Annotated in this window: 15 protein-coding genes and 1 pseudogene; 10 read left to right on the forward strand and 6 right to left on the reverse strand. The window is 40.6% G+C overall.

Going from position 1 to position 20225, the window contains the following annotated elements:
- Positions 1 to 7: 7 nt before the first annotated feature.
- From WA1_RS48575 to WA1_RS48585, 3 genes are all read right to left on the reverse strand, one after another.
- Complete coding sequence (locus tag WA1_RS48575; RefSeq protein WP_017742367.1) at positions 8 to 757, reverse strand: ATP-binding cassette domain-containing protein; 750 nt, start codon at positions 755 to 757, stop codon at positions 8 to 10.
- 113 nt (positions 758 to 870) lie between these two features.
- On the reverse strand, positions 871 to 2121 hold the full coding sequence (locus WA1_RS48580) for a lipopolysaccharide biosynthesis protein (RefSeq protein ID WP_017742366.1): 1251 nt from the start codon (positions 2119 to 2121) through the stop codon (positions 871 to 873).
- Positions 2122 to 2135: 14 nt separating this feature from the next.
- Positions 2136 to 4430, reverse strand: coding sequence for a GumC family protein (locus WA1_RS48585; protein ID WP_017742365.1), 2295 nt, complete (start codon positions 4428 to 4430; stop codon positions 2136 to 2138).
- A gap of 384 nt (positions 4431 to 4814) precedes the next feature.
- Between WA1_RS48585 and WA1_RS48590 the strand changes: the two genes are divergently transcribed.
- From WA1_RS48590 to WA1_RS48610, 5 genes are read left to right on the forward strand one after another with little or no spacing between them, the layout of a single operon-like run.
- Complete coding sequence (locus WA1_RS48590) at positions 4815 to 6155, forward strand: O-antigen ligase family protein (RefSeq protein ID WP_017742364.1); 1341 nt, start codon at positions 4815 to 4817, stop codon at positions 6153 to 6155.
- Entirely contained in the window at positions 6149 to 7081 is a 933-nt protein-coding gene (locus tag WA1_RS48595; protein WP_017742363.1) for a glycosyltransferase family 2 protein, read from the forward strand. Before WA1_RS48590 ends, WA1_RS48595 begins: the two co-directional genes overlap by 7 nt.
- A 31-nt stretch (positions 7082 to 7112) precedes the next feature.
- Positions 7113 to 8291: a glycosyltransferase gene (locus WA1_RS48600; protein WP_017742362.1), complete on the forward strand. Its 1179-nt coding sequence runs from the start codon at positions 7113 to 7115 to the stop codon at positions 8289 to 8291.
- 16 nt (positions 8292 to 8307) lie between these two features.
- Positions 8308 to 9531 carry a glycoside hydrolase family 5 protein gene (locus tag WA1_RS48605; RefSeq protein WP_017742361.1) on the forward strand — a complete coding sequence of 408 codons (1224 nt, stop codon included), beginning with the start codon at positions 8308 to 8310 and terminating at the stop codon, positions 9529 to 9531.
- An 8-nt stretch (positions 9532 to 9539) separates the two neighbouring features.
- On the forward strand, positions 9540 to 10691 hold the full coding sequence (locus WA1_RS48610) for a glycosyltransferase (RefSeq protein WP_017742360.1): 1152 nt from the start codon (positions 9540 to 9542) through the stop codon (positions 10689 to 10691).
- 137 nt (positions 10692 to 10828) lie between these two features.
- Here WA1_RS48610 and WA1_RS48615 read toward each other — a convergent pair whose 3' ends face one another.
- Both WA1_RS48615 and WA1_RS48620 read right to left on the reverse strand, forming a co-directional pair.
- Complete coding sequence (locus WA1_RS48615) at positions 10829 to 12007, reverse strand: glycosyltransferase (RefSeq protein ID WP_017742358.1); 1179 nt, start codon at positions 12005 to 12007, stop codon at positions 10829 to 10831.
- 130 nt (positions 12008 to 12137) lie between these two features.
- Positions 12138 to 12524, reverse strand: a pseudogene (locus WA1_RS48620) (GMC family oxidoreductase); the annotation flags it as partial.
- A 292-nt stretch (positions 12525 to 12816) separates the two neighbouring features.
- On the opposite strand from WA1_RS48620, the gene WA1_RS56325 reads away from it, so the two are divergent.
- A complete protein-coding gene (locus WA1_RS56325) occupies positions 12817 to 12996 on the forward strand; it encodes a hypothetical protein (RefSeq protein ID WP_148662912.1) in 180 nt (59 codons plus the stop codon).
- Between the two features lie 455 nt (positions 12997 to 13451).
- Positions 13452 to 14156, forward strand: coding sequence for a response regulator (locus WA1_RS48625; protein WP_017742356.1), 705 nt, complete (start codon positions 13452 to 13454; stop codon positions 14154 to 14156).
- 102 nt (positions 14157 to 14258) lie between these two features.
- Here the strand turns inward: WA1_RS48625 and WA1_RS48630 are convergent, their stop codons facing one another.
- Complete coding sequence (locus tag WA1_RS48630; RefSeq protein ID WP_026134537.1) at positions 14259 to 15686, reverse strand: response regulator; 1428 nt, start codon at positions 15684 to 15686, stop codon at positions 14259 to 14261.
- 617 nt (positions 15687 to 16303) lie between these two features.
- Here WA1_RS48630 and WA1_RS48635 point away from each other — a divergent pair.
- Genes WA1_RS48635 through WA1_RS48645 form a run of 3 tightly spaced genes read left to right on the forward strand, consistent with a single transcriptional unit; the run spans position 16304 to position 20051 of the window.
- A complete protein-coding gene (locus WA1_RS48635) occupies positions 16304 to 16978 on the forward strand; it encodes a vWA domain-containing protein (protein WP_026134536.1) in 675 nt (224 codons plus the stop codon).
- Positions 16979 to 17019: 41 nt separating this feature from the next.
- The gene (locus WA1_RS48640; RefSeq protein ID WP_026134535.1) at positions 17020 to 17799 is read left to right on the forward strand and encodes a PP2C family serine/threonine-protein phosphatase; all 780 of its coding nucleotides are present in this window, start codon (positions 17020 to 17022) and stop codon (positions 17797 to 17799) included.
- A gap of 59 nt (positions 17800 to 17858) precedes the next feature.
- A complete protein-coding gene (locus WA1_RS48645; RefSeq protein WP_017742352.1) occupies positions 17859 to 20051 on the forward strand; it encodes a tetratricopeptide repeat protein in 2193 nt (730 codons plus the stop codon).
- Positions 20052 to 20225 lie beyond the last annotated feature (174 nt).

The raw sequence follows: 20225 nt of genomic DNA on the forward strand, positions 1-20225 counted from the left end.
CTTAAGTTCATAAAGCAAATTTTAAAGACTGCAAAAATGCCAGAGCTTCAGGATGCTGGGATTGCAAAAATTGTTCTGGTGTACCCAATACTACCAATTCTCCCCCACACATCAAACCAATTCTAGATGCCAAAACAAATGCTTCGTGGATATCGTGAGTCACGAACAACACAGTCTTGCCCAATTCTGTCTGCAAACGCTTAAATTCTTCTTGTAGTTCTAAGCGCGTAATGGGATCTAACGCCCCAAAAGGTTCATCCATCAACAACATAGGTGGATCTGCTGCTAACGCCCTTGCTACTCCTACTCGTTGTCTTTGCCCTCCTGAAAGTTGGTGTGGAAATCTTTGAGCAAATTTCTCAGGTTCTAAACCAACTAAATGCAGTAATTCATAGACTCTTGTTTTTATTTGTTTTGGCTTCCAACCTTCTAAAGTAGGAACCAAACCAATATTGCGTTCCACAGTAAAATGGGGAAATAAACCTGTTTCTTGAATAACGTAACCAATTTTTCTGCGTAGTTTTATTTCATCCCATTGAGTTGTAGAAATCCCATTAAATAAAACTTCACCTTCTGTTGGTATCAAAAGATGGTTGATTAATTTTATTATTGTTGTTTTGCCACTCCCACTACGCCCTAGTAAGAGCAGCGCTTCTCCTTGGTAAATAGTAAAATTGAGATGTGATACCAAAGGGCGCTTGTTTAGGCTGAAGGTCACATTGCGAAATTCAACTGCGGTTTCTGTATCCTGCGGCATTATAAGTAACTGCAAATTGGCTTTATGCCATTATAAAGAACCAGGAGTAAGCTGGAGGCATTTAATTTTCCCATGTTGACCGAGGGGGAGAGTGGGGAGTGGGTTGTTCGCCCCTACATTTTAAATACGTAGCGTGTTGTCCACAAGGTAAACAAGGGCAGAAACAGCCAATGAATAGCTAGAACAGCTGTAGCGACTCCAATGACTTTCCATTGAATTCCGAATAAAAGTGCAGCAGTAAATATAGTAGTGAATAATACATTCCAACGAAAGTTGAGATGTGGTTTACTAATAGCAACTAGTAATTGGGAAGCTGCATCTGCAAATGGCCGAGGAATAGCGGATAGACAAATGAGCACGACAATGGGAATAGCAGGTGTCCATTTTTGACCAAAAATAATTGGTACGTATATGGGAGCTAAACTAGCTTGAAAAATAACAAAGGGAATGATGACAAAGCTAATGGCTTTTAAACTGTTGAAATAACTGTTTCTAAATTTGTCCCATTCTGCCCTAGACGCACATAAATGTGGTAGGATTACGGATTCTATTGCACTGATAAGACTTAAACTAATTCCCAACCCGGCGTTAAAACCAAAAAAATAAATTCCTAATTCTTTAACGCCTAGAAATCCCAAAATTATCCAATAATCCAAGTTATTTCTTAAAGTTTTGAGTAAGCCAACTGCTAGAATATTTTTACCAAAATTCCAAATTTCTTGCCAATACTTGGTCGTAAATCCTGTGCTGGGACGCCAGGAATGCTGTTGTCGGTAGATTATGATTTCTAATGGGGCGACTAAAACGGCTGGTAAAGCAAATGCCCAAATCCCCATACCCATCACGGCAAGTAATGCTGAGAGTATAGTGGAAATTGAGTATTGAATACTATCAGCGATCGCTATGCTTTTAAAGCGGTTTTCTCGTTGCAGCATGACTTTTTGGATATTGGATACAGGCCAAATTAAATAAGTCAGCCCTGACACACAAATGGGTAAAATCACGTCATAGGTGTTTTGAATCCAAGAAATGGGAAAAGCCGCAAGACACTGAAGAAGAAATAAACCACTGAACACCACCCAATTTAACCAATAAGCAGAATTACTTAACTCCTTGAGTTCGCTGTCATCCGCCTGGATGATTTTGGCACCAATACCTATGTCAGAAAAGGTAATGGCAAATTCCCGCACTGCTAACACAATTGCTCCCAAACCGTAGTCGTAGGGTGTGAGAAACCGGGCAATAATGACTACGAGTCCCAAACGCAAGACTCTGTAGGCTATCTGTGCCATTCCTAACCAGCCTAGATTGCGAATGAACTGGTTTGAGTTAATGATTTTAATGAGTCGTGTGATGGGATTCACTGTGCAGGGGTTGCTTACACTTTATTATTGGCAATCATACCTAATACTGGAATGCGGGCGGCTTTCAGTTCATCCAATGCTTGCTGAAGGTTGGTGCGGGTTGTTTTGCCAAGTCCGACGACAAACAGAACTCCATTGGTGCGACTAGCCAAGAGACTGGTGTCAAGCAATCCCATGACGGGGGGTGCGTCGTAGATGACTAAATCAAACTTGGTTTGCGATCGCTCGATAAAAGTATCCAATTGTACAGACGAGAACAATTTTGCCGGGTTTTTTGGCTTTTCTCCAGCAGTCACTACAAAGAGGTTTTCTTCTTGTGGTGCTTGTCCGATGACATCCTCTAAATCCAGACCTTTGGAGAGAACTTCACTGAGTCCTTGTCTATTCACTAAACCTAGTATGGTGTGTACGTGAGGATAGCGCAAATCTGCATCCACTAGAAGTACTCGTAAACCAGCTTGAGCAGCTATTTTGGCCAGATTAATAGCTACAGTAGATTTACTATCTTCCAATGTTGCATAAGTTACTATTAAGGATTGAATTTGAGCATTAAATCTTAAAGTATGGACTCGACTGTAGAGAGAATAGAAAGCTTGAGATAAGGAAGAAGCTTGATCTTGATATTTTACCGCTTTCGGTAAAAGTCGAGGGATGGGCTTTTGTGTATTAACTGCTTCTTCACCTGCTGTCAATAGTTTGGCATTTCTCTGGAAAGGAATAACGCCTAACAAGGGAAGTTTTGTTTTCCGTTTCACCTCTTCAGGATCGTAGAAAACATTTTTCACATTTTCTAAAACAAAAGCAGCAAATATGCCCAACAGAACACCTACAACTCCACCCAAAAGTACGGTGCGGGAAGGTTGAAGTGACACTGCTATTAAACGACCTTTTTTGTCACGCGGTAATGTAGGGGGCATGATCAATTCCCAAGGAATTTCCTGTTGGGCGACATCTACCCTGAGTGCTTCTTGCTTAGCTAAAAGCTGGTTGAGGGTGTCTGTCGCAACTTGTAACTCTCGTTGTAAATTACTATGGTTACGTGCAATAGCTGGATATTTTTTAATTTTCTGGTTGAGTTCAAGTGTGGCTTTGTTATTTGCATCGAAACTAACTGCGAGTAACTTCACTTGATTGGTAGCATCAACTAGTTGTGTTGTTAAATCGCGACGAACTGTGTTTTGATATGTTCTAACTTTAGAAGTGAATCTGTTTATTGATGAATTGTTACCAAGAGCAACTTTTGCTTCTTGTTCTAATAAACGAAGTAGTTTTTTTCTTTCTTCCTTTAAATTCAACATCACAGGATTGGAATCAGTTAGACGGGTTGATTCTGCGGCGATTTTAGCTTCAATCTCTCTCACCCTAGTCCCTATTTCCTGATACTGAGGTGATTCACTTAAAGCTGATGCTGCGATCGCTTCTTCTTCTAACATTCCCAATTGCTTTTTTAAGGATGTGGAAAGTGACTTAGCCTCAGCGAGTTGTCTTTCAGTTTCTCTCTGTTGTGCTTGAAGTTCATCTAATCGTTTAAGGAGTTGTTCGCCTTGAAGTTCAGGATTAAAAACACCGTATTGCTGCTGAAAGGATTGTAGTTGTCCTTGAAGTGTCGTGACTCGCTGTCGCGATTTGGGAATTTGTTGTTCTACAAACCGCACTCCCTGACGTAAATTGGTTTGCTGCTGCTCTTTACTATAGTTTTGATAAGCTTTGACTACCCGCTCTAATATAACCTGAATTTTTTCCGGGTTTGTATCTTGATAGCGTACCTCTACGACTCTGGATTCTTCTTTGCCCTGGACAAGACGATTAATATAGAGTGTCCCTTCTCGCCCTTTTAGTAATTTGTGACCGGACACATCACTACCGACGAGTTGGTCATAACTTATATCTGGATATCGACTTTGAAGTTCGTTGACAACTGGATTGAGAAGTTTTGGACTTTTCAACACCTCCATCAATGCTTGATAATCTAAGGCGGTGTTGTTGTGTCGGGTAATTTCGTTAACGTCTTGTTTTAGAGTTTCAGAGAGTAAAACCAGCAGTTCGCTGTCTGCAGTTTGTAAAGGTTCAACAAGAAGTTGAACTCTTCCTTCGTATTTAGGGGTGAGGGTTGCAGCCCATACAGCCGCTACAGTTGTGACAATAACCGTTACGCCAGCAATCAAACCCAATCTCCGACGCAAAACTGCCAAAATTGGACTCAACCCTGCATTCTCTTCATCATTTACTAGACGCCATAATTCTTCTGGTTCCCTTAATGAAGAACTGGGATAGGTCAGTTGCTGCAAGCTACGTTCCTGAATTGGCATTTTTGGCTCCATTTTTAAAACAGACCCCCATGGGCGTTCGCAAAGCGTACCGGAGGTAATCGCCCACAACCAGGGAATGAAAATTTCTTACCCCTATTCCCTACTCCCCACTCCCTACTCCCTAGTAGACTTCAAGTAAAAGTAATTTAGCTCTTTCTGTGACGTTTCATCCTTTCTTTAAAAAAGATTGATATAAGCTACAGGATTATGAAGATTGAATAAAGCATAAATTGAGTAACTTTGTAAAAAAGTTATGAATTCAAATGTATAATATAGAGCGTATTTTCTAGCCCTATTTTCTTATCCGTTAGCCACGAGCGTGGGTGCATCACTGCGGCTAAAAATAGTTATTCTCTAAACTCCCTATAACCATAGAGATTCTCTATGCCAAGATTACCAAACCTGATTGAAAAGGTGTTTGTTGTAATTGCTCTTTTTCTTTCCACAACTGCTTTAGTTCCGCTTCTCATAGAAGATGAACAAAGCAGCATTGCAGAAGACCCCTACACTCCCCTCTTGTTTATGGGAGTTTATGCGGTGACGCTAGTGTTGATTCTGGCTAGGCGGAGAAGTTTTCTACGTATTGCCCAGAAACACATTTGGATCTGGTTAGTGATTGGTACTGCAATAGCATCAGTGGTGTGGACGATCGCACCAGAAGTCACATTACGACGCAGCCTACTTCTTTTAGGGACAACTCTGTTTGGGGTTTCCCTGGGCTTACGCTACACCATTAGAGAACAACTACAGTTATTAGCCTGGATGCTAGGTACTGTCATTGTCCTCAGCTTCCTATTTGCGATCGCACTTCCGAACTACGGTGTGATGAGCTATCAAGAGTCTGGAATCCATGCAGGGGCGTGGCGGGGTGTTATGACCCATAAAAATATCTTGGGTCGGATGATGGTTCTTGGTACGATGGTATTTCTATGTGTTGCGTTAACAAATCCTATAAGTAACCGCAGATACCAATGGCTTCCTTGGGCTGGTTATATTCTGTCAATTCTCCTGATTATTCTTTCCACTTCCAAAACATCATTGATTGTTTTTCTCACCATCACAGCTATTATTCCTCTATACAGAACTTGGCGACATCACTACACTCAACTCATTCCAATATCAATAGTTGTGTTATTCGTCCTTGGAAGTACAGCTATACTGCTGTTCGATAATCTGGATTTTGTCGCCCTTGCTTTAGGAAAAGACTTAACACTGACAGGACGCACGGAAATTTGGAATGCAATGCTAGACCTAATTTGGGAACGTCCTTTACTTGGCTATGGGTATAATGCTGTTTGGCGAGATTGGAATAATGAAGTCACCGCCTATCTTTGGCGTACCTTGGAATGGGAATGTCCTTACGGTCACAACGGCTTCATGGACTTGTGGATTGAACTAGGTTTAGGGGGATTATCATTCTTTTTAATAAGCTACGTTATAACCTATTTACGCGCACTCAAGTGGTTGCGGATAACTAAAACTGTTGAGGGTTTGTGGCCATTAACGTATTTGACGTTTCTAGTTATTTACAACGTCAGTGAAAGTACTCTTGTCGCAACCAACAGCATCTTTTGGATACTCTACGTCTCAACTATCTTTTCAGTAACTGTGGAATTTGAACGCGCAAAACTCTACCGTCGTGTCAGTCCTGTAATCGAAGAATGGTCAGGAATCCAAGCGCTAAAAGTCAAAAATCAAGAATCAAAACAGGTGAGAGGATGCTAGTTTCTATATGTGTAGCAACTTATCAACGTCTAGAAGGACTACAACGTCTGCTTGATGGACTCAATCAGCTAACTTTTCGTAAGATAGCTAGACCAGATATCGAGGTGGTTGTTGTTGATAATGATGCGAATGGTTGTGCAAATGCAGTTTACACAACTCAAGTGAGTCATTTTCAGTGGTCTCTGAAGTACTGTGTTGAATCAATCCAAGGTATTTCTTATGCACGCAATCAGGCGATCGCGTCCCTCAACCCAAACACAAACTTTGTCGCGTTCATTGATGACGATGAAGTCCCTAACCCATCCTGGTTAGATGAACTGCTATCCGTACAGCAAATATATGATGCGGATGTCGTCACAGGACCCGTTTTACCCCATTTTATTCAGTCAGATGTCCCTGATTGGGTTGTGAAAGGGAAGTTTTTTGAACCTCAGCGTTTCCCTACAGGACATTTGATGAAGGTTGCATTTACAAACAACGTCTTAATCCGCTTTGAAGTTTTACAAAAACTAGGCACCATTTTTGATGAGCGTTTTGCTCGCAGTGGTGGCGAAGATGTCCACTTTTTTATGCGAGTTTATCGTGCGGGATACAAGATTGTATGGGCGGATGAAGCCCTAGTGTATGAATGGATACCTGAAAGCCGTATGCAGGTGAAATGGATTCTAGAGCGAGGTTTTCTTGGTTGGAGTAGACACAGTTTTTGCGAACGAGAACTTTATCCCTCCTTCTTCGTACTTGCTACACGTATCGTCAAAGGAATCGGATTGATGACTCAAGGGATATGCTTGATTTTCCCATCCCTGTTTTTAGGACAGCATAGGTTGATTAAAGCCCTACTCAATATTTATAGGGGTGTGGGAACACTAGCGGGTCTCTGTGGAGTTCGTTATGAAGTGTACAAAGCCGTTCCCTGTTCCCTATAAGTTTTGTTAATGATGGAATATTTAGCCTACTATGAAGATTTTATACTTGACCACAGTTCTTCCCAGCCAAAGGAAAACTGGAGGAGAAATAGCTTCTCAGTGTTTTATTGACGCACTAAAGCAGGGCGGACACAAAGTTCTGGTGCTTGGATACCGACGACAGGGTGATGTTGTGCTCAACCCCGTCCCTGATGAAATGCCAGTTGGCTACCGATTCATAGAAACATATAAATCTAAATTTTACCCTCTTCTTTGGATGGGTTTAAGTTTAATCACAAAGCTGCCTTATTCTTCGGCTAAATATTACTCTCAAAACTATATCAGAAAAGTCACAACGCTTTTAAACAGCTATAACTATAACATTATCATCCTAGACCACGCACAAATGGGATGGCTGTTACCATTAATAAACAACAAATTGCCCTTTATCTTTATTGCCCATAATATTGAACGAGATATATATCAAGAACAGTTGACTACAACATCTAGTAAAGTCTGGAAACAGATATACAAGCGAGAAGCTAAACTCATTCAAGTAATGGAAGATTGTTTGGCTAAAAATGCTCGAGAAGTTTGGACATTTACAGACCATGATGCCAGCTATTTTAGCACCATTAATCAAGCGACTCGTGTTTTCCATCTTCCCTCCAGTGTAGTCAACTTAGAGAATCCAATTGTAAGCAAAACCTGTGATATTAGCATCATAGGTAGTTGGACGTGGAAAGCAAATATGTTGGGTTTAAAGTGGTTCTTCCAAGCTGTTTATCCCCACTTACCTACAGATTTATCTATTTATGTTGCTGGGAAAGGTGCGGAATGGTTACAGGGACAATATTCTAATGTTAAATATTGCGGTTTTGTTCCTGATGCACAAGAATTTATGGCACAAGCAAGGGTGATTGCGATTCCTTCTATCAGTGGTGGAGGTATACAGATTAAAACTTTAGATGCCATTGCTACTGGAACTTCTATTGTCGCCACTCCTACAGCCATGCGTGGAATATCTGAGTATCCATCCTCTTCTATCAAAGTTACCGAAAATCCAAAAGATTTTGCCCATAACTTAGTCGAATTACTCAAGGGAAAGGTTGGACAGATTTTTGATAAGGAGAATAGTCAAGAACTGCTGCCATTAAATCTTGCATGGTCTTACAATCGTCGAGAAAAATTTTTCGCAGATGTTGCTTATGCATTAAGACTTAACAGTTAACCAAATGTGACTACTGATGTTTTTACAGAGAAATCGGAGCCAAAACACCAATCTCAGAAAATTCATCAAGTACATCATCTGTGGCTTGGTGTTAGTGTTACTTAACTGTATTATTCATTTTGATTCGCCCAAATTATTGGCACGAGTTCAAAGCAATAATCCAGTAGCAAATCAAATTGTTCCCCCTTTATACACTCGCGGTTCTCAAATTGTAGATGCAAGAGGTCGAACCGTTATTCTCCAAGGTATCAACTGGTTTGGTATGGAAGTCAAAACCCATACCCCTAATGGGCTTTGGGTGAGAGATTACAAAGATATACTTGCTCAAATCAAAACTCTGGGCTATAATATTATCCGTTTACCCTATTCTGTGGAAGGATTGCGCTCAAAAGATATCAGTGGTGTTGATTTTTCTATTGGCGCAAATAAGGATTTGAAAGGAAAGACTCCTTTGGAAGTCATGGACTTGGTGATTCAAGAAGCCCAACGCCAAGGACTGCTGATTTTATTAGATAGCCATACTCTTAAAGATGGGCAGATTCCAGAGTTGTGGTATGGAGACGGTTATACCGAGAAGGACTGGATAGACACTTGGCTGTTCTTAGCAAAACGTTACAAAAATTCTAAAAATGTGATTGGAGCAGATTTAAAGAATGAGCCTCATGGTCGTGCAAGTTGGGGAACAGGTGATATCAGTACAGACTGGCGTTTAGCCGCCGAACGAGCCGGAAATCAGATTCTCAAGGTAAACCCAACGTGGCTGGTTTTGGTAGAGGGAGTCGAGAATAATGTACCTCAGCAAAAACAGTGGGGTTATGTATGGGGTGCCAATTTAGAAGGCGTCAGTAAATACCCAGTACGAATTAATGTATCAAAAAAACTTGTGTATTCTCCACATGAATACGGTAGATCTGAATATTCGTGGTTTAAAGAAGCTTCATTTCCTCGTAATTTATATAAACGTTGGGAAATTGGATTTCACTATATTGCCACTCAACGTATTAACCCTATTTGGGTAGGAGAATTTGGCGGTTACCATGTTGATAACGTATCAAAAGAGGGAATTTGGCAGCAAAAATTTGTTGAATTTATTGGTCAAAAAAACTTGCACTTTACTTACTGGTGTTTAAACCCTAACAGTGAAGGAACAGGAGGCATTTTGCTTGATAATTGGCGGAGTGTTAATGTTCCTAAACAGGCACTTTTAAATAAGATACTGCGATTGAATGCAGTTAGATAATACGACATATGTCACAACTCTTTCCACAAACGTTACATTCCTGCTCCAATAAACCACCACGTATTTTAGTGGTATCCATGCGGGGGTTTCATTCTGAAGCTTTTCGCTCTCCTGAATACGAGTTTGAAGATAATATTTGTAATTTTGATTATGCTGACCTCCTCACCCCTGTGTCAGCGTCTGGTTTATTCAATCAAGTCAATAAAAGGTTGTCAAACTTTGCAGGACAAGTTTTAGGTAAAGGCAAATTTTTGAAATCTGATCATAGTACAACTGTGATTGAGAAAGAGTATGACTTTCTCTTTTTTATCTGTCAGCATTTTTGGGATATCACTTCTATTAATTCCATTAAAGGATGGCGAGAAAAGTGCCGGAAGGCTATTCTATGGATAGATGAAATATGGGTAAAAGAGCTTCAAGAAAAGAAAGTTCAGCTTTGTTTTAACCTCGTTAAAGAGTTTGATTGTGTTTTGACAACTCAAAGTTTAAGTGTGGATGCGATCGCGCAGTTAATCCAACGTCCTTGTTACTCCTTACCATATGGAGTTGATGCAGTTAAATTCTGCCCTTATCCACAACAACCTCAACGCTTTATTGATGTTTATAGTATCGGTCGTCATTCGCCAGTCGTACACACAGCTTTCCGACAAAAAGCAGAACAAGAAAACTTTTTATATTTGTATGATTCTCTTAAGGGTCTAGAAATGAAGCAGTATCAGGAACATCGAACTTTATATAGTCATCTCATTAAGAGAAGCTGTTATTTCATTGCTAATAAAGCTAAATTTGATGCTGATTACCAAACAGGTGGACAAGAAGAATTAGGTTCGCGCTTTTTTGAAGGTGCAGCAGGGGGAGCTATCATGATAGGAATCCCGCCTCGTTGTGAAGCTTATAAAACTTACTTTGATTGGTCAGATGCTGTATTTGAAATTACTGATGATGCAGATCGGATCGCTGAAATTATTGCTGAGCTTGATACCCAACCCGACCGTTTAAATAGAATACGTAAAGATAATGTTGTGAACTCCCTACTGCGTCATGATTGGGTTTATCGTTGGGAGAATATTTTAGAAAAAATAGATCTGGATAGCACACCAGAAATGCTATCTAGAAAAGCTTATTTAAGACATCTAGCTGAGTTGGTAAATGCATTGTAAATTATCCGGAAAATTGCACCTGATTTACCCCACCCTAACCCAGACCTTGGAAAGGGGAGGGAACTGGAAATTCAATTTCCCCCCTTTCCAAGGGGGGATTAAGGGGGGTAAACTTTATAACTTCGTCGAATTTACGTTTAATTAGACTGAGCTAAAACCAGTCGGGTTTGTTGACAGCCATCTGGCGAAGTCCTCACCATTTCAGCTAAGTTTTGGAGATGAGCTTTCCGTTTGCTTATTTGTGGAGTGCTATCAAGCCCTAGGGTTGCCAAAATTTCTTCCCAACGGTATACCCAATCATGCTTGAGTAGGGAGTTAACAATATTGTTTGTACGTATTTTCTCTTGATACTCGGGCTGTGTATCTAACTCAGCTAGTATACTAGCTATATTAACGCAATCAAACGGAATTTCAATCATCGGCTCTGACCAATCAAGATATTTAGTGAAATCCTGACATTTTGGAGAAACCCCTAACATAATTGTTCCACCTGCTGCTCCCTCAAAGAAGCGAGGACCGACTTCTTCTTGAGGATTGGTTTTACCAGTTAAATCGAATTTTGCTTTATTGACTATCATGTAACGGCTTCGCTTCACAAAATTTGTATAAAGACTCCGATGATAGCGATAATCAACCATGTATAAATCTTTGATTGTGTCGTAGATATAAAAGAACTTTTCCCGTTCTACAAGTTCTAGTAGGGCGTTATGGGTGACTGTTGAACGCCGTCCAACATTTAAAACGTCAATACAACGGTAAAGGTCTGCTGGATAAGGGCAGAATTTTACAGTGTCAACGCCGTAAGGTATGGAGTAGCAAGGGCGCTGAACAATATCTTTGACTTGATTAATACTAGAACTAAAGTTCATAAAAATACAATCAAAGTCTTTAAGAAGCTGTAGCTGGACGCTCCAACTATCAATATCTTTTGCCCAGAGTTCGTCCAACCAACAAACAGCATAGCGGCATTTGTCCCGCCAGCCTTTGATAGAATTTAAAACAAGAATATCTTTGATTGATTGGCAGAATATGAAAAACAAATCATATTCTTTTTTGACTTCAAATTTATAATTCACTAAGGAGGGAAATAGGTGGCCATTTTTGAAAATTTTTGCTGCACTGTTAGCTACGGAATTAGTGACTTTGAAAAGACTGGGATTGAAGGTGGGAGAAACTAAATCTACTGTGTCACAATTACGGATAATATCTTCAAATTCGTAAGCTCCAGAGCGAGAAATATGAAATTTTAAATTCCGCATCGATACCATTAATACACGTGATGCTTCATTAACCGGGGATGTTATATTTTGTGTCATAATGACTTCCTAAAATTTAAGCAACACTGGAATTTTCTTGACAAACTAGAGGAAAAATCTCTCTAGTTTGAATTTTGGTGTAGAGTAGGGAAACGAAGCTAATAATGCTGCAACACTAAACTGACTTCTCTTAAACTGCTTGCGATGTCATAAGTTTTTTCAAATGGTCTGCAAGCCTAATGGCTAAAGCGACAATGGAGAGTGTGGGATTGGCGTATCCTCCTGTGGGAAAGACGGAACTCCCTGCTATGAATAGGTTGGAAATGCCATGGACTTGACAATTACGATCGACGACTCCCTGCGTTGGATCGTCATGCATACGTGTCGTTCCCATATGGTGATGCGTACCGGGATGAATTAACTCTGGCTGGTTTCCATCTCTATCAATTTCTAACTGACCGATTCCAGAACGGGCAATTTCTTCTTTGAGGATATCCTGCGATCGCTTAATTGTATGGATATCAATATCGTTCCCGCACCAATGTAATTTGACTTTCTGGCGACCAAGGCGATCGCGATGAGTATTTGGATCGAACTCAAGACCGCCACTTTCCAGAAGACAAACACGAAAATCTGCTGAGGTAAATTCGCGTGCTAAAGTATTGCCTGCTGGACCAGCACTCACAATACAAATTTCAGTTTCAATCGTTTCACCAGTTGGTAGGGTACGTGCATCAATTAACATGAGTCAATGACCTACAATATAATAATTTTTATTAAATTCATTGAAAATATTTGCTCATAGGGTGATATTTTCATCAGCCCAAGCAAGTTGTTTCTTTCGTATGCACGGAAGATAGAGGCTAGGGGTGAGGGACAATGGAAAAGGGATTTTTATCCTTCGTCGTAAGCGATCGCGAAGCGCAAGCCGTACCCGGCTTATCGCCGATGAAGAACTGGCTTGCAAGTTTGACCAAACAAAATTTTTAGAGGTAATTGCACTGGCGTTCGGACTGAAGCGTTGTGGATGCTTTTTGGGAGAAAGTTGAACTTAATCTTTGTAAGCTATAGCTAAGTTCTAAGTCCCTAGGCGGAAATCAACAGAACTACATTACAAAATGCAAATACGCCTGAAATCCTTACTAATGAAGAATGACGAGCCTGACTAGTTAACTTTAATTGTGCTGACTTACTTAGCAAGTCACTGTATTATTACAGTTTTTTCTAAATTTTTTGTCGGTAGTAGTAACTTTACACTGTTTTTCTAACAGGGGTGTGTTAATCATATGGCAAAGTTATGACATATTGACTAAGTTTAGTTGATGCTAACTGCAAACTTCGTGAAGGATTGGTAAACTACAGAGCAGAGAGATCGCTTATTGCTTCAGTTGCCAAGGCTTTAGCTGCTAGCTTGATTTTTGGTAAATCTGGTTAAATATTGTGATGAACTTTCTATAAAGTAGATTACCATGATACTGAGCACAACAAATCTTTATTCAAACCAATGGAGATTTTGATTGTTGAGGACGAAATTGAGATTGCTCAATTAATTCAGTTGTATTTGGAAAAGGAGGGATTTTCCTGTCACCACTGTCGAGATGGGTTAAGTGCAATTCAGGTGTTTCAGGAGCTACTACCTGACTTGATTGTCTTAGATTTGATGATTCCCGATTTGGATGGGTTGGAGGTATGCGCTCGCATTCGACAACAAGCCAGCCCTAAAGACCCTTACATCTTAATGTTAACGGCAAAGGGGGAGGAACTCGATCGCATTATCGGGTTGTCAACTGGAGCTGATGACTACGTAGTCAAGCCCTTTAGCCCCAAGGAACTGGTTGCTCGTGTACGTGCGCTGCTGCGAAGGACGCTGCGTCATGGCAAACAGAGCCAAATCTACCGTACCCAACACTTCATAATTAATATTGAGCAACGCTCGGCAAACCGGATTCTGAGTGACAATGAACATTCTCCTTTAGATCTGACTACCTTGGAGTTTGAATTGCTGGCAACATTTATGAGCTATCCCGGTCGGGCTTGGAACCGGACGCAACTCATTGACAAACTTTGGGGTAGTGATTTTTATGGTGATGAGCGGGTTGTTGATACCCACATAGCCAGACTTCGGAAGAAAATTGAACCCGATCCAGCGAATCCCACCTTTGTCAAAACTGTGATTGGAGTAGGTTATAAGTTTGAAGATATTGTTTAAATATTTTTATAAGTAAACCAGGCAGTCAAGATGAAAAAATTGTATCACCAATTATAAAAATCCTTCTTCTCTACTCCCCACTCCCCACTCCCTACTCCCCTCTTAAGCTAAATGCATAAATACCATTTTCAATAAATCTGCACGAGTAAAAGGCTTGGTTAAATATCCAGAAGCTCCTACTAATCTTGCTCTGACTTTATCTACAATTCCCTTACTTCCTGTCACCATGATTATAGGAGTTCTCTTGAACATAGAGTTGTTACGGACGAGCCGACATAGCTCGTAACCATCCATCCCATCCATATTCAAGTCCAATAAAATTAAGTCTGGTTTGTGTCGAATAATTGTCATCACTGCTTTGAGTGGGTCGCTAATTGTGACTACAGAAAAACTTTCATCCTCCAAAAAACGACTAATTTCTCTAAGAATGGTAGGGCTATCATCTACAGAAACAACTTTATAGATTTTTCTGGAAACTGTGGATGTTGTGAGAGTGGCGGGGACTTTTTCTGCTTCAACTTCTGTTTTTTCTAATGTTGTTAATTCGGGAACGAGTTCTTTCTTGTAAGAAGTGGGGACTCGTTCTTGACGATTGGCTAAGTTTTCTGTCTTGATAGGAATTCCTGCTTTTTCACCAGAGATGTTACTACTGGGTAGGGCTGCTATTTGAGAAGCTTTCTTGTTGGGTTCTGGTAAATAGATAGGAGTTTTTGAGATTTCAGTATAGGTTGTTGGTAATTTATCAAATGGTGGATCGGGTTCGTGCAATAAAACCGTTCCATTTGCAATATAAGGATATAAATTTCTCGTCAGAACTAATTCGTCTTGATTTACAATCACTGCTAGATGGCGCAAGCTAAAACCTTTCATCCAGTCAGTCAAACTAGGGTCTAGTCCTGATAAGGTAGGAGTTCGTTCGGTTGTTTTTATAACTAAATATGGACGCTGATATGGTGAGGAAATATGCGGAGCCAATGATTGCCAAATATGTAACCTTTGTTGACAGCGTTCTACTATTTTTTCTGCATCTAGCTTGCAAATGACAGGAACTCGATAAAGAGCATTCGTCAATTGATAAATTCCTTGTTGAATTGAAAGAAATGCTTCAAGAACTTCTTTGACTAACTCTTGAATCAGCATCGCTGCTTGTGTAGAATGTAAGTAGCGTTCGCTCACTAACCAGCATATAGCTTGATATTCAGGTGGCAAAGGAGGAGCTACGGTTTGTGCTTGGCGAGCGCTATATTCTATTGATTGAGCTTTTGCATCTGGTTCAAACATCAAACGTAATTGAACGCGAATTTCGCCCGTAATGCTATTGATTTGATGGCTGAGGCGACGTAAATGACGTTCTAGGCGATCGAAGGGTTCGACAGAATGTGTGGCGTAAGTGATTCTTCCTTGTTCTAAGTAAATTGACCAGGTCACTGAATTGCTGTGTACTTGCAAACACGTACTCTCCGAGGCACTATATAGGTGCCTAAGCAAACTTGAAGGACGCAGTTTTGTGAAAGTGCCAAAATTATTCATTTCTTAGATATTTTCCGGAAAATATGCTTTGTCGTCTGTAGTTATACTTTGTTGCTGAATATGGTGTTTAATTATTCTTGACGTTGTCTTTAGCAATATTTTTATATTCTGACAGTACGTAAATATATTACAAGATGTAAAAGCTACATTATAGCTATTTTTTAGATTTTTATTCAGAAAATACCGGTTGATGTCTTTTTAAAAAGGTTTAATTTATTAATTTGGTTAACAAATTAAACAAATATAGTGAATGGAGGGTTAATGACATGAAGATTTAATTGTATTTACCTAAAATATGACCTTTCTACATTGAATCTTTAAAATTCGATGTCAGCATGGCTACTAAATCATAGTATTCTATACGTGTGATGTATAAATTTTGCTAAACAATGTCCAGCAGGTGATGCCCTTTCATGATAGATTTACCTTGAAATAACTTCTGTCTTAGGTAAGATTTCACAATTTTGTAAGATACTTAGCAGAAGACATTTCTTTAATAAAGAGTAAACTATCCAAGATAAGCAAGAGCAATACATATAGTGCAATTGCCCGTTTAAACTATATACTTTGAGGAAAAGGAAATTTGAGCTTTGGACTATAACATAACACAAGAAGTTATGCAGGATACATTAAAACTCGATGAAGTCGTTGAGTTCGCGGAGAACCCAGAGCCACGTTGTCCTTGTGTGCTGCTGTTAGATACATCTGGTTCAATGCAAGGAACTCCTGTTGACGCCTTGAATCAAGGCTTGCAAACTTTCAAGGAAGAATTAATCAAAAATTCCTTGGCAGCGAGAAGGGTAGAAGTAGCAATAGTTACCTTTGATAGCCAGGTCAATGTTATACAAGACTTTGTGACTGCCGATCAGTTCAATCCACCGATGCTGACAGCACAAGGACTAACGACCATGGGTTCTGGTATTCACAAAGCTTTGGACATGATTCAAGATCGCAAAGCTCAATACCGTGCTAATGGTGTTGCTTACTATCGTCCTTGGGTTTTTATGATTACAGACGGAGAACCGCAAGGTGAATTTGAAGATGTGATCGACCAAGCGACACGGCGTCTACAGGCAGATGAAGCGAGTAAACGAGTGGCGTTTTTCACAGTAGGTGTGGAAAACGCCAACATGAATCGTTTGGGTCAAATAGCTGTACGCAATCCCTTGAAATTGACGGGGTTAAATTTTGTGGAAATGTTTGTTTGGCTATCAGCTAGTATGTCAGCCGTATCCCATTCTAAAGTAGACGAACAAGTGGCGCTACCTCCCATAGGATGGGGTTCTGTTTAATGGAAATGCGGCTGACTCCAGGTGATAGTAGACAACAATTCATGAATACCTCGAAACGAGTCCCCCACTGGCGGGTAGTGGCCGCGTCTGTGTGTGGTACTAGCCATGTAAAAAACAAACAGCTCTGTCAGGATGCTCACCACTGGCAAATATTGCCAGATAGCGTACTCGTTGCAGTAGTAGCAGATGGTGCCGGTTCCGCAAGCATGGGAAAAGTTGGGGCAATGGTGGCAACAGAAACAGCAGTTGACAACATATCTCTTAAAGAGGTCACTCGGCAAACCCTGACTGATGATGAAGCCGTGCGTTCAATTCTGTTAGACGCCATTATAGCCGCAAGGAAAGCTGTGGAGGAGGAGGCGGAAGCCTGTGAGAAACAGCCATCAGACTTGGCAAGTACCCTGATTATTACAGTTGCTGCCCCTGAAATTGTGGCGGTAGCACAGATAGGGGATGGCGTTGCTGTAGCGAAAGATACACAAGATAACTTAGTCGCACTGACTTTACCTGATAGTGGCGAGTATATCAATGAAACGGTTTTTTTAACTTCACCAGGAGCGTTAGATGCAGCACAATTAAGAGTATGGCGTCAAGCAATAGTAAATGTGGGAGTCCTGACTGATGGACTACAAATGCTCGCCATGAATATGGCAGTAGGTGCTCCTCATAAACCGTTTTTCTCTCCCCTGTTTGAATTTGCAGCGAATGCAGACGACAAAACAGTGGCAAAAGAACAACTTGTGAGGTTTTTGCGATCGGATAGGATTACGCAACGTACTGATGATGACTTGACGCTAGTAATAGCTGCCCTAAGCCACTAATTGGGCAATTATTATGAAGGTCACAAATCGTATACATTAGGCATAAGAATAAATATATCATGCAGGTACTACGTTATCTTCCCAATCAAAAACCTAGTAATATCGACCTCAGCGTTACTTTAGGGCAAGGTGGAGAGGCTTGTATTTATACAATACCAACTATGGACGAGTTGGTAGCAAAAGTCTATCACAAGCCAGTTCCCACGCAAGGGCGCAAACTAGAGGTGATGATTGCCAATCCACCAGAAAACCCAACTGCCAGTTTGGGACATATTTCTATTGCTTGGCCTGTGGAGTTACTGCGCTCATCAGATGGAAAAAACAGCGTCATTGGGTTTCTGATGCCCCGCATTCGGGGTATGCGTCCTATCATTGATTTCTATAACCCCAGAACTCGCCGCCAACACTGCCCTTTATTTAATTACCAATACCTCATCCGTACTGCTCGTAACTTAGCAGCAGCTTTTGCATCCTTACACGCCTCAGGATACTGTGTTGGGGATGTGAATGAATCGAATATTCTGGTTGGCGATACAGCCTTAGTGACGATAGTAGACACCGATTCGTTCCAGGTAAGAGACACACAAAATGAAATTGTCTACCGTTGTCCTGTAGGAAAACCAGAATTTACTCCACCAGAACTTCAAAACAAAACTTTTGCTGAATGCGATCGCGTTTTCGCTCACGATTTGTTTGGGTTGTCAGTACTTATCTTCCAACTTTTGATGGAAGGGACTCACCCATTCTCCGGTATTTTTCAAGGAATGGGCGAACCGCCACCATATGAAGCCCGCATTGCTGCAGGGCATTTTACCTACAGTCAAAAGCGACAAGTCCCTTACGTTACCACCCCTATCGCACCGCCGTGGGAAATGCTCCATCCCAACTTGCAAGAACTCTTCCTGCGTTGTTTTGAGGATGGACATTCTAACCCACTGCTTCGCCCCAGTGCTCAAACTTGGTTGCTCGCGCTGGCTGAAGCGGAAAATTCCCTCTTGACTTGTACCGTAAACCCCCAACACCGCTACAGCAATCATCTAGAAAAATGCCCTTGGTGCGAACGGGCTTTGCGTTTGGGTGGACGAGATCCTTTCCCATCTCATAGAGCAATAGCAAATAAAGAACACCTTAAACCGCAACCCAAATCCAAAAAACGTCACACTCAACCGACTCGCATACCACAACCAGTAGCCGCGTTTCATCGTGTTAATCCTCGCAATCCGATGCCCGCCTTTGGTCAAAACGTTCCTTACTACAAACCTCCCAAAAAACGAAGATACTACCCTGTCATTTTTTGCTTGCTAGGTTTTGGCTTACTGGGGTATTTAGACTTAATCATTAAATTTACAAATCGTCCCTTTGGAGCGCAAACCGCTTCCTACGCGCAGCCAAATCTGATTTCTATCAGTCACAAAAAGGGTATTGACTCTCAAAATTTTGCAGAATTCTACAAGCAGGGGCATGCTTCTTATAAAGTACGCGATTACGAAAAAGCAATTGAAAAGTTTTCTCAAGCCATTGAAAAAAACCCAAAATATGCTAAGGCTTACGTAAATCGTGGTAACGCTCACTACAATATTAAGGAGTATGAATCCGCGCTCGCAGACTACAATCAAGCTCTGAGCATTAATCCTAAGGAAGTAAAAGCTTTCGTCCATCGAGGAAATTCTCGATTTCTACTTGCAGAGTATAGCAGTGACCCTGATCGCGAGTACAACTTGGCAATCTTAGATTACAACTCAGCATTGCGTCTCAACCCCGGTGAAGTAGAAGCATACGTAAGAAGGGGTATAGTTCGTGCTCAAATAGCTAAGTACAGTGGAGATTCTCAACACGATTACAAAAGAGCAATTGAGGACTTTAATAAAGCACTCATGTTAAGTTCAGATAGGTCAGAACCCCTCTTTCAAAGAGGTGTTGTTCGCTATCAAATTGCCCAGTATAGTAGTGATTTTGAGAAAGAGTACAGACAAGCGATCCAAGATTTTAACCAGGCATTACGTATCAATCCCAAGCTTTCAAAAGTGTATTTAAAGCGAGGTATTGTACGCTATGAACTGGCACAATATGGTGGTGGAGTCTCCAGCCAATACCACAAGCAAGCAGTTGAGGATTTGCAAACAGCTGCCAAAATGGCTCTCGAACAAGAAGATATGGATAATTACCAACAAGCGCTTAGCAGCATTTGTGTTGTTGTAGAAAACAAATGTGACACTTTCTTGCAAACTTCAAGTGTTCAAGAAAATAAATGATGAAAGATAAAGGATGAAGCAAACCCTATAAATAAATGTAGAGGTTGGTATCTGTTTTTGGATAAAGAATGTAAGGTAAACTTTTTATCCTTTATCCTTGATTCTTCATCCTTTTTTACGTAATTCAGGTGGTGAAAAACTTTTTCATTTTTTTACACTTAAAATAAATTTATT

This window comes from Scytonema hofmannii PCC 7110 (genome assembly GCF_000346485.2).
Classification (GTDB): Bacteria; Cyanobacteriota; Cyanobacteriia; order Cyanobacteriales; family Nostocaceae; genus Scytonema; species Scytonema hofmannii.